The sequence below is a fragment of the Mycobacterium sp. NGS26 genome (assembly GCF_059813025.1).
Genome location: NZ_JCALDU010000002.1, coordinates 95,213 through 108,968, shown reverse-complemented (window position 1 = coordinate 108,968; position 13,756 = coordinate 95,213). Strand labels below are relative to the sequence as shown.

The following is a 13,756-nucleotide window of genomic DNA, read 5'->3' as shown; positions in this document are numbered from 1 at the left end:
CTATTTGGCGGACCCGATGCCGCGCGAACCGCGCGACATCGAGACCATCCCGGACTGCACGATTTCACGGATGCCGAATGGTTCCAGGACCCCCAGCAGCGCGTCGATCTTGCCGCGATCGCCGGTGGCCTCGATGGTCAGCGCCTCCGGTGACACGTCAACCACCTTGGCGCGGAACAGGTTTACGGCCTCGATCACCTGACTGCGGGTGCCGGCGTCGGCGCGCACCTTGATCAGCGCCAGCTCCCGGGACACCGAGTTCTGTTCGTCCTGCTCGATGATCTTGATCACGTTGATCAGCTTGTTGAGCTGCTTGGTGACCTGCTCGAGCGGGGTCTCCTCGGCGGAGACCACGATGGTCATCCGCGACATGTCCTTCTGCTCGGTGGCCCCGACCGCCAACGACTCGATGTTGAACCCGCGCCGCGAGAACAGCGCCGCCACCCTCGCGAGCGCACCGGGTTTGTCCTCGACCAGCACGGACAACGTGTGCGTCTTGGACTCCATCAGGCGTGCCCTTCGCTTTCGTCGTCGAACAGCGGGCGGATGCCCCGGGCCGCCTGGATCTCGTCGTTGCTGGTGCCGGCGGCCACCATCGGCCACACCTGCGCGTCGGCGCCCACGATGAAGTCGATCACCACCGGGCGGTCGTTGATCGCGCGCGCCCGGTTGATCACGTCGACGACGTCTTCGGAACGCTCGCAACGCAATCCGACGCAACCCAGCGCCTCGGCCAGCTTCACGAAGTCCGGAATGCGGTGCGAGTGCGTCGCCAAATCGGTCTGCGAGTAGCGCTCCTCGTAGAACAGGCTCTGCCACTGCCGCACCATGCCCAGATTGCCGTTGTTGATCAGCGCCACCTTGATCGGCGCGCCCTCGATGGCGCAGGTGGCCAGCTCCTGGTTGGTCATCTGGAAGCAGCCGTCGCCGTCGATCGCCCAGACCTCCGCGTCGGGGCGGGCGATCTTGGCGCCCATGGCCGCCGGGATCGCGAACCCCATGGTGCCCAGGCCGCCGGAATTGAGCCAGGTGCGCGGCTTTTCGTAGCGGATGAACTGGGCGGCCCACATCTGGTGCTGGCCGACGCCCGCGACGTAGACGGCGTCCGGCCCGGCGATCTCGCCCAGCTTCTCGATGACGTACTCCGGGCTCAGGCTGCCGTCGCTCTGCGGCCCGTAGCTCAGCGGATAGGTGGACTGCACCTCCTGCAGGTATCGCCACCAGTCGGTCATGTCGAGCTTGCCGGGAATCTCGTAGTGCCGCAGCATCGCGATGAGCTCGGTGATGACGGCCTTGACGTCGCCGACGATCGGCACGTCGGCGTGCCGGTTCTTGCCGATCTCGGCCGGGTCGATGTCGGCGTGGATGACCTTGGCCTCGGGCGCGAACGAGTCGAGCTTTCCGGTGACCCGGTCGTCGAAGCGGGTGCCCAGCGCGATCAGCAGGTCGCTGCGCTGCAGCGCGGCCACCGCGGCGACGGTGCCGTGCATGCCGGGCATGCCCAGGTTCTGCCGATGGCTGTCCGGGAAGGCGCCGCGCGCCATCAGCGTGGTGACGACGGGAATGCCGGTCAGCTCGGCCAGATCTCGCAGCTGCTCGGTCGCCTCGCCGCGGATCACACCGCCGCCGACGTAGAGCACCGGCTTGCTCGCGGCGCCGATCAGCTTGGCGGCCTCGCGGATCTGCCGGCTGTGCGGTTTGGTGTTGGGCTTGTAGCCGGGCAGGTCCATGCGCGGCGGCCAGCTGAACGTGCACTGCCCCTGCAGCACGTCCTTGGGGATGTCGACGAGCACGGCGCCCGGGCGCCCCGAGGACGCGATGTGGAACGCCTCGGCCAGCACCCGGGGAATGTCGTCGCCGGAGCGGACCAGGAAGTTGTGCTTGGTGATCGGCATCGTGATGCCCGAGATGTCGGCCTCCTGGAACGCGTCGGTGCCGATCAGCCCGCGACCGACCTGCCCGGTGATGGCGACGACGGGAATCGAGTCCATCTGCGCGTCGGCCAGCGCGGTCACCAGGTTGGTGGCCCCCGGACCCGAGGTGGCCATGCAGACCCCGACCCGCCCGGTCGCGTGCGCGTAACCGCTGGCGGCGTGGCCGGCGCCCTGCTCGTGGCGCACCAGCACGTGGCGCAGCTTCTTCGAGTCGAACAGCGGGTCGTAGACGGGCAGCACCGCGCCGCCCGGAATGCCGAAGATGACGTCGACGTCGAGCTCCTCCAGCGACCGGATCACCGACTGGGCGCCGGTCATCTGCTCCGGTGCGACGCGCTTCGACTGCGCGGCTTTTGCGGGTGGTTTCGGCGCGCCGTTGGCCGCTTCCTGCGACCCGGCGTGTGGCCTCGTGGGTGCGCTCACTCTCGTCCTCTTAATCCTCGTTCATCGGATGTCTCGCCCTGGGCAACAAAAAACCCCCGTCAGCTCGGCCGCTGTACGAGGGTGCGTTGGTGCTGGATCGCTTCAAATGCCGAAGTACTAGTCAGCCACCAACGCGCCGACTGATTACTACGAGCATCCCGGTATCCATAGCGTCCGACGGTAGCCTTCGCACTGCTCAGCCGTCAAATCCGGTGCGTGAAATGATGCTCGGGTGGCCACCGGTTCGCAGCCCCCGGCACCCCCGCCCGTCGTGATCAAGATTTCACCGATGGCGCACATCGCCGTCGGGTTCTTGACCCTCGGGTTGCTGATCCCGGTCCTGGCGTGGCCACCGTCCGCGCCGCTGCTCGCCATCCCGGTGGTGTTGTCGGCGATGGTCTTCCGGCTGCGGACGGTCGCCGACGACCGGGGCGTGACGGTGCGGACCCTGCTGGGCAGCCGGGCCGTGCCCTGGGACGACATCGACGGGCTGCGCTTTCACCGCGGATCCTGGGCGCGGGCCCGCCTCAAAAGCGGGGCGGAGCTGCGGCTGCCCGCGGTCACGTTCGCGACGCTGCCGCTGCTGACCCAGGCCAGCTCGGGACGGGTTCCCAACCCCTACCGGTAGCGGATCGTCTCAGGCCAGCGGGTTGACCCCGTTGAGCATCACCCACACGGCGACGCCGGCGGCGATGCCGGCGAGCAGGGCCACGAACGACCCGATGAAGGGTCGATGCGCCCAGCCCCGGCGGGCGTCGAGGCCGTAGCGGCCCGGTCCGGTCAGAATCACCGCGACCGCGAGGACGATCAGGGTGATCTGGTACTCGTGGCCGTCGGGCAGGAAGTAGGAGAACGCGTGCGAACGCGGCTTCGCCGAGACGGTGGCCAGCAGGCCGTTGATCAAGAACGCCAGCGCGCCGGCCGCGGCGATCGGGGTGAACAGCCCCAGCACCAGCAGCGCGGCCGCGACGAGCTCGCCGCCGGCGCTGGCGTAGGCCAGGATGTCGGCGTGCTGGTAGCCGGCGTCGGACAGGGAGTTCTTGAACCCGGTCACCCCCGAGCCGCCCCACCACCCGAACAGCTTCTGCAGCGCGTGGGCGCCCAGCACCACCCCGAGCCCGACGCGCAACACCAGCAAACCGAGATGCTGGGTGCCGCGCTTGCCGACCACCGGGTGCCGTTCGTCGTCCTCGGCCGCGTCGATCTCGGCGGGCTCGGCCGGGGTGCCCGACGCCGGCTGCGGCTGCACGTACGGCAGCGGTTCCTGCTGGTCGAGCAGGTGATACGACGAGCCGCCCGCCGGGCCGGGGTCCTGGTAGGGGATCACGGTGGTGGTCCCGAAGTCGCCCGGGTACCCGACCGGGGTCAGGTCGTCTTCCGGGTCGACCACCCGCGCCGTGGCGGGGCGCGCCGGGATCGGCTCTTGGCCTTCGTCGGGCCGTTCCCAATGTCCGTCATCAGGTTGACTGGTCACGGGTGTCAGGGTAAGGGCAGTTGCCCTCGAATTGGGGATTTGAGCGGCGCTTTCGCCGAAGAATCGGCGCAAACCGTGCCAAATCGGTCCGGTTTGTCACCAATCGGTCTCGGCATCGTTCCGAAACGGTGAACCTCCGCCCGGGCCGGCCCCGGCGGGCACGTCCGTGGCGGCGTGTGGCGCTGCAGCCCGCAATGTCCGTAGCCTGTCGATCATGCGAGTGGGGCGATCACGGCGGGCGGTTCGGTGCGGGCTCGCCGCGCTGTCCGCGGTGATCCTGGTTTCGAGCGGCTGCGCAAAGTTCAACGACGCCCAGTCCCAGCCGTTCACCACCAACCCCGAGCTCAAGCCCCAGCCCAGCTCGACGCCTCCCCCGCCGCCGCCGCTGCCGCCCACGCCGTTCCCCAAGGCGTGCCCCGCGCCCGGGGTGATGCAGGGCTGCCTGGAGAGCACCAGTGGCCTCATCATGGGGCCCGACAGCAAAACCGCCCTGGTCGCCGAGCGCACCACCGGGGCGGTCAAGGAGATCGCGGTCAACGCCGAGCCGAAGGTCAAGATGGTGATCCCGGTCGACCCGTCCGGCGACGGCGGCCTGATGGACATCGTGCAGTCGCCCACCTACCAGCAGGACCGGCTGATGTACGCCTACATCAGCACGCCGTCGGACAACCGGGTGATCCGCATCGCCGACGGCGACATCCCGAAGGACATCCTGACCGGGATTCCCAAGGGCGCCACCGGAAACACCGGGGCCCTGATCTTCACCAGCCCGACCACGCTGGTGGTGCTGACCGGCGACGCGGGCAACCCGGCCATGGCCGCCGACCCCAAGTCGCTGGCCGGCAAGGTGCTGCGCATCGAGCAGCCGACCACCATCGGCCAGGCGCCGCCGACGACGGCGCTGTCCGGCGTCGGCGCCGGCGGCGGCCTGTGCACCGACCCCGTCGACGGCTCGCTGTATGTCGCCGACCGCACCCCCACCGCCGACCGGTTGCAGCGCATCACCAAGACCTCCGAGGTCTCCACGGTGTGGACGTGGCCGGACAAGCCCGGCGTGGCCGGGTGCGCGGCCATGGACGGGACGGTGCTGGTCAACCTGATCAACACCAAGCTGACGGTCGCGGTGCGGCTGGCGCCGAACACGGGCGCGGTGACCGGTGAGCCCGACGTCGTCCGCAAGGACACCCACGCCCACGCGTGGGCGCTGCGGATGTCGCCGGACGGCAACGTCTGGGGCGCCACCGTCAACAAGACCGCCGGCGACGCCGAGAAGCTCGACGACGTGGTGTTCCCGTTGTTCCCGCAGGGCGGCGGCTTCCCGCGCAACAACGACGACAAGACCTAAGAGCTGACCTCGCGCTACCCCTGACCGCAGGCCGACAGGACCAGCTCGCGCACCCGCGCCGCGTCGGCCTGACCGCGGGTGGCCTTCATCACCGCACCGACGATCGCGCCGGCCGCGGCGACCTTGCCGCCGCGAATCTTCTCCGCCACATCGGGATTGGCGGCCAGCGCCTCGTCGACGGCCGCCTGGGTCACCGAGTCGTCGCGCACCAGCTCCAGGCCGCGGGCGGTCATCACCTGCTCGGGCTCGCCCTCCCCGGCCAGCACGCCCTCCACGACATCGCGGGCCAGCTTGTTGGACAGCTTCCCCTCGTCGACCAGTGCGATCACCTTCGCGACCTGGGCCGGGGTGATGGGCAGTTCGTCCAACGCGACGTTGGCCTCATTGGCCTTCTGCACCAAGAAGTTTCCCCACCAGGAGCGGGCCTCCTTGCTGGACGCGCCCTGCGCGACGGTCGCGGCGACCAGTTCGACGGCGCCCGCGTTGACCAGGTCGCGCATCACCTCGTCGGAAACGCCCCACTCCTGCTGAATCCGCTTGCGGCTCAACCACGGTAGCTCGGGAATGGTCTGCCGCAGCCGCTCGACGAGCTCGCGGCTGGGCGCGACGGGCTCCAGGTCGGGCTCGGGGAAATAGCGGTAGTCCTCGGCGGTCTCCTTGACGCGGCCCGGGCTGGTGTAGCCGGACTCGTGAAAGTGCCTGGTTTCCTGGATGATTCGGCCACCCGATGCCAAAACGGCGCCCTGGCGCTGCATCTCGTAACGCACGGCGACCTCGACACTCTTCAGCGAGTTGACGTTCTTGGTCTCGGTCCGGGTTCCGAACTCGGCCGTCCCGACCGGCTTCAGCGACACGTTGGCGTCGCATCGCATCGAGCCCTGGTCCATCCGGACATCGGAAACGCCCAACGCGCGCAACAGGTCTCGCAGCGCCGTCACATAGGAGCGGGCGATCTGCGGGGCCCGCGCCCCGGCCCCGACGATGGGCTTGGTGACGATCTCGATCAGCGGCACCCCGGCCCGGTTGTAGTCGATCAGCGACGTCGTCGCGCCGTGGATGCGGCCCGTCTCGCTGCCGATGTGGGTGAGCTTACCGGTGTCCTCCTCCATGTGGGCGCGCTCGATCTCCACCCGCCAGGTGCTGCCGTCTTCCAGGGGCGCGTCGAGGTGGCCGTCGATGGCGATCGGCTCGTCGTACTGCGAGATCTGGTAGTTCTTCGGCATGTCCGGATAGAAGTAGTTCTTCCGGGCGAAGCGGCACCAGGGCACGATCTCGCAGTTGAGCGCGAGCCCGATCCGGATCGCCGACTCCACCGCGGCCTGGTTGAGCACCGGCAGCGAACCGGGCAGGCCCAGGCACACCGGGCACACCTGCGTGTTGGGCTCGGCGCCGAAGGCGGTGGCGCAGCCGCAGAACATCTTGGTCGCGGTGGACAGCTCGACGTGCACCTCGAGGCCCAGCACCGGGTCGAAGCGCGCGACGACGTCGTCGTAATCCAGCAGGTCAGCGCCCGAAGCCCGGGGCGCGCCGGCGGCAACAGTCATGGGGTCGATCCTAGTGGGGATCGCGAGGGCGGCAGGGCCGGGCGGCTATCCGCGGGCCCGCTCGATGCGCCGGCCCGGGGCCATGCCGGCCAGCGCGGCCGCCAGCTCCAGGTAGGCGCGCCGGCTTTCCCTGCTCAACCGGTCCAGCCCGATCTCCTTGCCCTCGTGCACGTGCCGATCGAACGGCAACTCCACGGTGGTGGCGACCCGGGCGGACAACTCCTCGAGTTCCTTGACCGCAACCGCGCCCGGCTTGGCGGGCTCGATGTGGTTGATCGCAAGCACCGTCGACTTCATCAGTCGCGGATATCCGTTGTTGCACAACCACTCCAGCGTCGTCCGGGTCTTGCGCACGGCGTCGATCGAGGTGCTGGTGACCAGCACCAGCGCCCGTGACTCCGGCAGGACGGCGTCCATCACGGCCGAGTTGATCACCTTGACGCAGTCGATCAGCATCACCGAATACTGGTTCCGCAGAATCGAGAACGCCTTGACCACGTCGGGGCGGTCCAGTCGCCAGTCGGTGCGCGCGTAGTCCGGCAGCCCGAGCACCTCCAGCCCGAAGCTGTTCATGTGGGTGTGCGCCCGGATGTCCCGGTACTGGGTGGGCGCGTCGTCCAGCAGCAGGTCGGCCATGCTCAGCGGGTTCCGCCGGCCATGCCGGTCGGCCAGGTCCCCGCCGTCGAGGTCGACGGCGATCACCCGGTCCTCGCGCACCCGGGCGAACGTCGACCCGAGCGCCTCGACCACCGCGGTCTTGCCGACGCCGCCCTTGAAGTTGAGGACCGCGATGGGAAACACCCCGCCCAGCACCGTGCGCCGGATGCGCTCCTCCAGCTCGTGCTCGTACGTCGTCGCCTTGCCCGGACCCAGATCGATTCCGGTGACGCGGCGGATCAGGTCTCGCCAGCTGAACCCGGCCGAATCCGCTTCGTCCTGCCGGTTGAGGCCGTCGAGCGCGGTCCCGCCGCGCAGCAGCTCCGGGCGAAACCACGGCGGGGGCACGCGCCGCGGCGGGGCGGGCGCGGTCGGCGGCGCCGGCGGGGCCGGTCCGGGTGGCTGTCGGCGCTCGGCCGCGCCGCGACGGTAGGGTTCCGGCGCGGTGACCGCCGTCGCGTCGGCGTCGGCGCGCCTGGAGGCTGCGGGTGGCGGGCGCCCTCGCGGGCCCGCTCCCCCCGCCGGTCCGGCGGGTTGCTGAACCATTCCGCGAACCGAACCGCGGTTGCTCATACCCCCGGGTATAGCCCCTTGGGACCCGCGGTTAAACCACGAAAATGTGCCCGGCACCGGGACCGGGCACTTCGGCCGGCAAATTCAGCCAATCGTCAGGCCGGTGCTACCCGATGTTTGCCCGATCCAGCTTGCTCAACCCGCCATCAACCGAAGAAAGCGGCGGCGTCGTCGTAGCGGCTTTCGGGCACCAGCTTGAGCTGGCGCACGGCGTCCGCCAGCGGCACCCGGCCGATGTCCTGGCCGCGCAGCGACACCATCTGGCCGTACTCGCCGGCGTGCGCCGCGTCGGCGGCGTTCACGCCGAACCGGGTGGCCAGCACCCGGTCGTAGGCCGTCGGGGTGCCGCCCCGCTGGACGTGGCCCAGCACGGTCACCCGGACCTCCTTGTTGATCCGCTTCTCCACCTCGGCGCCCAGCTGGGCGGCCACGCCGGTGAAACGCTCGTGGCCGAACTCGTCAATTCCGCCCTCGCGCAACGAGATCGAGCCGGGGATGGGCTTGGCGCCCTCGGCGACCACGCAGATGAAGTGCGAATCCCCGCGCTGGAAGCGCCTTTTCACGAGCCGGCACACCTCCTCGACGTCGAAGGGCTGTTCGGGGATCAGCGTCATGTGCGCGCCGGAGGCCAGCCCGGAGTTGAGCGCGATCCACCCGGCGTGCCGGCCCATCACCTCCACCAGCATCACGCGCTGGTGTGATTCCGCGGTGCTGTGCAACCGGTCGATGGCTTCGGTGGCCACCGTCAGGGCGGTGTCGTGGCCGAAAGTCACGTCGGTGCAGTCGATGTCGTTGTCGATTGTTTTCGGCACGCCGACGACGGGCACGTTCTCCTCGGACAGCCAGTGCGCGGCGGTCAGCGTGCCCTCACCGCCGATGGGGATGAGCACGTCGATGCCGTTGTCGTCCAGGGTCTGCTTGATCTGGTTCAGCCCGGCGCGCAGCTTGTCGGGGTGCACGCGGGCGGTGCCCAGCATCGTCCCGCCCTTGGCCAGCAGCCGGTCGTTGCGGTCGTCGTTGGCCAGCTGCATGCGCCGGTTCTCCAGCAACCCGCGCCACCCGTCCTGAAATCCCACCACCGACGAGCCGTATCGGGAGTCGCAGGTGCGCACCACCGCCCGGATGACGGCGTTGAGGCCCGGGCAGTCGCCGCCCCCGGTGAGAATTCCGATCCGCATGCCCTTATCTTGCCCTGCCGCCAGTTAGTGGCGCGAGCAGACGCAAAAGCACCCAAAACGGGCCGTTTTGGGGTGCTTTTGTGTCTGCTCGGCGCTAAATGGCCGTCGGCAGCGGCCCGCGGGCGGCCTCGTAGGCCGCGCCCACTTTGTACAGGCGATCGTCGGCCAGTGCGGGCGCCATGATCTGCAGCCCCACCGGCAGGCCGTCGTCTTCGGACAGTCCCGACGGCACCGACATGCCGCAGTGCCCGGCCAGGTTCAGCGGCAGCGTGCACAGGTCGAACAGGTACATGGCCAGCGGGTCGTCGACCTTTTCGCCCAGGCCGAACGCCGTGGTCGGCGTCGCCGGTGACACCAGGACGTCCACGGACCGGTAGGCCTCGTCGAGGTCGCGGGCGATCAGCGTGCGCACCTTTTGCGCCTGGTTGTAGTAGGCGTCGTAGTAGCCCGCCGAGAGCGCGTAGGTGCCGATCATGATGCGCCGCTTGACCTCCGGGCCGAAACCGGCCGCCCTCGTCAGCGCCATCACCTCCTCGGCGCTGTGCGTGCCGTCGTCGCCGACCCGCAGCCCGTACCGCATCGCGTCGAACCGCGCCAGGTTGCTGGACACCTCCGACGGCAGGATCAGGTAATAGGCGGCCAGCGCGTGATCGAAGTGCGGGCAGTCGACCTCGCTGACCTCGGCGCCCAGGGCGGTCAGCTGCTCGACGGCGGCCCGAAACGACGACAGCACGCCCGGCTGGTAGCCCTCGCCGCGCAGCTGCTTGACCACGCCGACGCGCACGCCGCGCAGGTCACCGTCCGCACCGGCCCTGGCGGCGCCGACGACGTCGGGCACCTCGGCGTCGAGGGATGTCGAGTCGCGGGCGTCGTGTCCGGCGATCACCCGGTGCAGCAGCGCGGTGTCGAGCACGGTGCGCGCGCACGGGCCGCCCTGGTCGAGCGACGACGCGCAGGCCACCAGCCCGTAGCGGGACACCGTGCCGTAGGTGGGTTTGACGCCGACCGTCGCGGTGAGCGCTGCCGGCTGGCGGATCGAGCCGCCGGTGTCGGACCCGATGGCCAGCGGCGCCTGGAACGCCGCCAGCGCCGCCGCGCAGCCCCCGCCGGAGCCGCCGGGCACCCGCTCGACGTTCCAGGGATTGCGCGTCGGGCCGTAGGCGGAGTTTTCGGTCGAGCTGCCCATCGCGAACTCGTCCATGTTGGTCTTGCCCAGGATCGGGATGCCGGCGGCGCGCAACCGGGCGGTGAGGGTGGCGTCATACGGCGAGCGCCAGCCCTCGAGGATCTTGGACCCGCAGGTCGTGGGCATGTCGGTGGTGGTGAACACGTCCTTGAGCGCCAGCGGCACCCCGGCCAGCGCCGACGGCGGCCCCTCGCCCGCGGCCAGCGCCTTGTCGACGGCCGCCGCCGCCGCCAGCGCCGCGTCGGCCGCCACGTGCAGAAACGCGTGGTAGCGGTCGTCGGTGTCTTCGATCTGCCGCAGGCACGCCCGCGTGACCTCGACCGACGACAGCTCCCCGGCGGCGATCTGGGCCGCCAGCGTCGCGGCGTCGGACCGGATGATTTCGGTCACTCCTCGTCCCCCAGGATCTGGGGGACGGCGAAGCGGCCGTCGACGGCCTCGGGCGCGGCGGCCAGCGCCTCGGCCTGCGTCAGGCACGGCGTCGTCTCGTCGGGCCGGGTGACGTTGACGTCCTTGAGCGGGTTGTCGGTCGGTTCGACGCCGGTGACATCGACCGCCTGGACCTGGCTGACGTGGGTCAGGATGGCGTCGAGTTGGCCGGCGAAGCTGTCCAACTCGGCGTCGGTCAACGCCAGCCGGGCCAGCCTGGCGAGGTGCGCCACCTCATCGCGGGAGATCTGGGACACGAGCGAAAAGCCTACCCAGGGGCTGGTGTGCGGCCGAAATGCCGGGGACGCCCCGCTGTGCGACAGTGGGCGCGTGCCGTCGTATCTGTTGCGCATCGAGCTGCTGGACCGCCCGGGAAGCCTGGGCTCGCTGGCGGTCGCGCTCGGTTCGGTGGGCGCCGACATCCTGTCGCTCGACGTGGTGGAGCGCCGCTCCGGTTATGCGACCGACGATCTCGTGATCGACCTGCCGCCGGGGGCGATGCCGGACACGTTGATCACCGCCGCCGAATCGCTTAACGGTGTTCGGGTGGACAGCGTGCGTCCGCACACCGGGCTGCTGGAGGCGCACCGTGAGCTGGAGCTGCTGGACCATGTCGCCGCGGCCGGCGACAACGCGTCGCGGCTGCGGGTGCTGGTCGACGAGGCGCCGCGGGTCCTGCGGGTGAGCTGGTGTGCGGTGCTGCGCGGCTCGGGCGGGGAGCTGCACCGCCTGGCGGCCAGCCCGGGCGCCCCGGAAACCAAGGCGGATTCGGCGCCGTGGCTGCCGATCGAGCAGGCCGTCGCGCTGGACGGTTCCGCCGAGTGGGTGCCGCAGGCGTGGCGCAACATGGACATCACGATGGTCGCCGCGCCGTTGGGCGATCCGCACACGGCGGTGGTGCTGGGCCGCCCGGGCCCGGAATTCCGGCCGTCGGAGGTGGCGCGGCTGGGTTACCTGGCCGGGATCGTTGCCACCATGCTGCGCTGACCGCAGTGACTAGCTACAGAGTCATGTGCTGCTGGCCGTATTCAACTGGCGGACAAGCCGTTCGCCTGATTCCAGCAGCCGGCTTTTCACTTCGTCGAGGCCGGCGTCGATCAGGCGGTGGTTGCGTTTGCGCCAGCGGCCGCCGATCATCACTGCTTCGATGTTGGCGACGCCGGCGCTCAGTGCGGCGGCGATTGGGTCGTGCGCCGGCCAGAGGTTCAACGCTCGCGCATCGATGACGACCAGGTCGGCTTGCATGCCCGGCTCTATTCGGCCGACCCGGCCGGCCAGCCCGAACGCTCGTGCTCCCTCGACGGTCGCCCACGACAGTGCCTGCTTGCTGGTGACCGACGGTGTTGTGCACATCAGGCCGGTTGCTTGCCGGTGCTCCTCATGGTCGAGACCGCGCTGGTGCGCCAGTGCGATCCGTGCCGCGGTCAGGATTTCGCCGGAGACCGCGGTTTCGGTGTCGGTGCCCAATGACGGCGCCGCACCCCGTCGCAGCAATCGCCCGGTGATGGGCACGCCGTGGCCGTGGCTGAGCTCGTTTTCCGGTGTGGCGGTAAAGCTGACGCCCATGTCGACCAGCGTGTCGACCCACTGGCAGGTGAGACCGGCACCGTGCACGACGTTGGTGTGAGCCCCGAACAACCCCGCTGCGCGTACGGCTTCCCACGCGGCCGCCGGTTGACCGCCGCTTTGATGCATCGACACGATCAGGTCGCGCTCGGCGGCAGCACGGAAATCAGCCACGGCCACATCAGGTGTCGAGTACTGCGGCCCGCCGATTGCCATGCCAACGGTGATCAATTCGTGCGCTCTGGCCGAGCCGTCGAGCAGCCGGTCCACTTCGGCCAGCGGATGAGCGACATCGGGTGCTCTGTTCGGAGTGCCGTGCAGGAAGACGGCACGAATGCCGGACTCCTGCAGCCCTTCGACGGCGGCGTCAGTGTGTTCGGGAGTGGGATTGTTATGACACCAGTCTCCCAGAGTAGTTGTGCCGCAGTTGATTTGATTCAGGGCACCGGACAGGTTGCCGATGTAGATATCCGCTGGAGTGTAGTGTTCGGCGAGGCAACCATGCATGCGGTGCAGATATTGAGGCAATGTCCAGTCAGCGCCGGCAAACCGCAGCCCGCTCTGCCAGGTGTGCAGGTGCGCATTGACCAGGCCGGGGATGATGATGCGCCCGGATAAATCGACAGTCTCGGTTTCGGGCCGGTCAAGGTGCTCGCTGATGTCCGCGACGCGATCGCCGTCGATGACGATGTCGACGTGTTCTGCGTCGGGCCGCTGTGCTGACATGGTGATCACCTGCGCGCCGCGCAGCAGTGTCCGGCTCATAGATAAGCCACCGTCAGGCCGGGTCTGCGGCGTCCCACGGCACGGTGCCCGAAAGCCAATGGGTCACCCGCTCTTCCTGATCATTGCGGTGCAGATGCCGCGGCGGCTGGCCGAATGTGGCATAGGGGCGACAGCGGACCACAACACGATCCTCTTGGACGCGCATGGCCTCGATATGGGGGCGGGCTTCGTCGGGAAGCGGTTGGCCCGACATCCGTCCGCCAACCGCCATCATGACGTCGACCACCAGTTCGGGGTCGTCATCGATCACCGCGTCGGCATACACCTGCAGATACGCGAACGGCCAGCGCTCGTCGAGCACACACAGGCTCACCTTGCCGTCCCGAGCGATGACGCGAGCCTTGCCGCGTCCGGCCATCGTCGACACCAACAGCTCGTCGTCGTCGGTGGGAATGTAGTAGACGACCGACATTCCCGGCCCATCATTCTTCCGGCGGTAGCCGAACACACACGTGCGATGAGTCCGCACGAACTCGCGCCGCTCCGAAGGGAGCATGTCGCGGTCGGTGGGAACCGTGAATGGCTCCGTGGCAAGCGGTAAGAGCATGAATTGGTCGTCCTTTGTCATGTGCAGCCGATGCGGGGCGTACCCACGCCGAAGCAATAATGGATACATTGTTACCGATATTGCTTTCGCTTGTCAACCGTCGCCATACTGGGA

At 69.2% G+C, this 13,756-nt stretch carries 13 protein-coding genes; 3 read left to right on the top strand and 10 right to left on the bottom strand.

Annotated elements, in window-relative coordinates; all coding sequences use genetic code 11:
- Together ilvN and AC5Y6X_RS06535 are read right to left on the bottom strand one after the other, a co-directional pair.
- On the bottom strand, positions 1-507 hold the full coding sequence (ilvN, locus tag AC5Y6X_RS06540; RefSeq protein ID WP_499985405.1) for an acetolactate synthase small subunit: 507 nt from the start codon (positions 505-507) through the stop codon (positions 1-3).
- Positions 507-2,357 (bottom strand): acetolactate synthase large subunit, encoded by a 1,851-nt coding sequence (locus AC5Y6X_RS06535; RefSeq protein ID WP_499985403.1) that lies wholly within the window; start codon positions 2,355-2,357, stop codon positions 507-509. Before AC5Y6X_RS06535 ends, ilvN begins: the two co-directional genes overlap by 1 nt.
- 289 nt (positions 2,358-2,646) lie before the next feature.
- Here AC5Y6X_RS06535 and AC5Y6X_RS06530 point away from each other — a divergent pair, with 289 nt between their 5' ends.
- On the top strand, positions 2,647-2,985 hold the full coding sequence (locus tag AC5Y6X_RS06530) for a PH domain-containing protein (protein ID WP_324681303.1): 339 nt from the start codon (positions 2,647-2,649) through the stop codon (positions 2,983-2,985).
- Positions 2,986-2,994: 9 nt separating this feature from the next.
- Here AC5Y6X_RS06530 and AC5Y6X_RS06525 read toward each other — a convergent pair whose 3' ends face one another.
- The gene (locus AC5Y6X_RS06525) at positions 2,995-3,831 is read right to left on the bottom strand and encodes a DoxX family protein (RefSeq protein ID WP_499985402.1); all 837 of its coding nucleotides are present in this window, start codon (positions 3,829-3,831) and stop codon (positions 2,995-2,997) included.
- A 214-nt stretch (positions 3,832-4,045) separates the two neighbouring features.
- On the opposite strand from AC5Y6X_RS06525, the gene AC5Y6X_RS06520 reads away from it, so the two are divergent.
- On the top strand, positions 4,046-5,176 hold the full coding sequence (locus AC5Y6X_RS06520; protein WP_324681247.1) for a PQQ-dependent sugar dehydrogenase: 1,131 nt from the start codon (positions 4,046-4,048) through the stop codon (positions 5,174-5,176).
- A gap of 14 nt (positions 5,177-5,190) precedes the next feature.
- On the opposite strand, the gene gatB is transcribed toward AC5Y6X_RS06520, so the two are convergent.
- From gatB to gatC, 5 genes are all read right to left on the bottom strand, one after another.
- Positions 5,191-6,720: an Asp-tRNA(Asn)/Glu-tRNA(Gln) amidotransferase subunit GatB gene (gene gatB / locus AC5Y6X_RS06515; RefSeq protein ID WP_499985401.1), complete on the bottom strand. Its 1,530-nt coding sequence runs from the start codon at positions 6,718-6,720 to the stop codon at positions 5,191-5,193.
- A gap of 45 nt (positions 6,721-6,765) precedes the next feature.
- Positions 6,766-7,950 (bottom strand): MinD/ParA family ATP-binding protein, encoded by a 1,185-nt coding sequence (locus AC5Y6X_RS06510; protein WP_499985400.1) that lies wholly within the window; start codon positions 7,948-7,950, stop codon positions 6,766-6,768.
- A gap of 146 nt (positions 7,951-8,096) precedes the next feature.
- Complete coding sequence (locus tag AC5Y6X_RS06505; RefSeq protein WP_324681244.1) at positions 8,097-9,128, bottom strand: ATP-dependent 6-phosphofructokinase; 1,032 nt, start codon at positions 9,126-9,128, stop codon at positions 8,097-8,099.
- Positions 9,129-9,222: 94 nt separating this feature from the next.
- On the bottom strand, positions 9,223-10,704 hold the full coding sequence (gene gatA / locus AC5Y6X_RS06500; protein ID WP_499985398.1) for an Asp-tRNA(Asn)/Glu-tRNA(Gln) amidotransferase subunit GatA: 1,482 nt from the start codon (positions 10,702-10,704) through the stop codon (positions 9,223-9,225).
- The gene (gatC, locus tag AC5Y6X_RS06495; RefSeq protein WP_324681242.1) at positions 10,701-11,000 is read right to left on the bottom strand and encodes an Asp-tRNA(Asn)/Glu-tRNA(Gln) amidotransferase subunit GatC; all 300 of its coding nucleotides are present in this window, start codon (positions 10,998-11,000) and stop codon (positions 10,701-10,703) included. The genes gatA and gatC overlap by 4 nt, the downstream gene beginning before the upstream one ends.
- A gap of 73 nt (positions 11,001-11,073) precedes the next feature.
- Between gatC and AC5Y6X_RS06490 the strand changes: the two genes are divergently transcribed.
- Positions 11,074-11,730, top strand: a complete 657-nt coding sequence (locus AC5Y6X_RS06490) for an ACT domain-containing protein (protein ID WP_499985397.1) — start codon at positions 11,074-11,076, stop codon at positions 11,728-11,730.
- 21 nt (positions 11,731-11,751) lie between these two features.
- Here AC5Y6X_RS06490 and AC5Y6X_RS06485 read toward each other — a convergent pair whose 3' ends face one another.
- The gene (locus AC5Y6X_RS06485) at positions 11,752-13,074 is read right to left on the bottom strand and encodes an amidohydrolase family protein (protein WP_499985396.1); all 1,323 of its coding nucleotides are present in this window, start codon (positions 13,072-13,074) and stop codon (positions 11,752-11,754) included.
- Between the two features lie 13 nt (positions 13,075-13,087).
- Positions 13,088-13,642, bottom strand: coding sequence for a pyridoxamine 5'-phosphate oxidase family protein (locus AC5Y6X_RS06480; RefSeq protein WP_499986458.1), 555 nt, complete (start codon positions 13,640-13,642; stop codon positions 13,088-13,090).
- Positions 13,643-13,756 lie beyond the last annotated feature (114 nt).

What these genes read in the sequence shown, in the direction of transcription:
- gatB (WP_499985401.1), bottom strand. Translation starts at nt 6,720, where the DNA reads ATGACTGTTGCCGCCGGCGCGCCCCGGGCTTCGGGCGCTGACCTGCTG.
- AC5Y6X_RS06505 (WP_324681244.1), bottom strand. Translation starts at nt 9,128, where the DNA reads ATGCGGATCGGAATTCTCACCGGGGGCGGCGACTGCCCGGGCCTCAAC.
- AC5Y6X_RS06510 (WP_499985400.1), bottom strand. Translation starts at nt 7,950, where the DNA reads ATGAGCAACCGCGGTTCGGTTCGCGGAATGGTTCAGCAACCCGCCGGA.
- AC5Y6X_RS06530 (WP_324681303.1), top strand. Translation starts at nt 2,647, where the DNA reads ATGGCGCACATCGCCGTCGGGTTCTTGACCCTCGGGTTGCTGATCCCG.
- AC5Y6X_RS06480 (WP_499986458.1), bottom strand. Translation starts at nt 13,642, where the DNA reads ATGCTCTTACCGCTTGCCACGGAGCCATTCACGGTTCCCACCGACCGC.
- AC5Y6X_RS06520 (WP_324681247.1), top strand. Translation starts at nt 4,046, where the DNA reads ATGCGAGTGGGGCGATCACGGCGGGCGGTTCGGTGCGGGCTCGCCGCG.
- ilvN (WP_499985405.1), bottom strand. Translation starts at nt 507, where the DNA reads ATGGAGTCCAAGACGCACACGTTGTCCGTGCTGGTCGAGGACAAACCC.
- AC5Y6X_RS06485 (WP_499985396.1), bottom strand. Translation starts at nt 13,074, where the DNA reads ATGAGCCGGACACTGCTGCGCGGCGCGCAGGTGATCACCATGTCAGCA.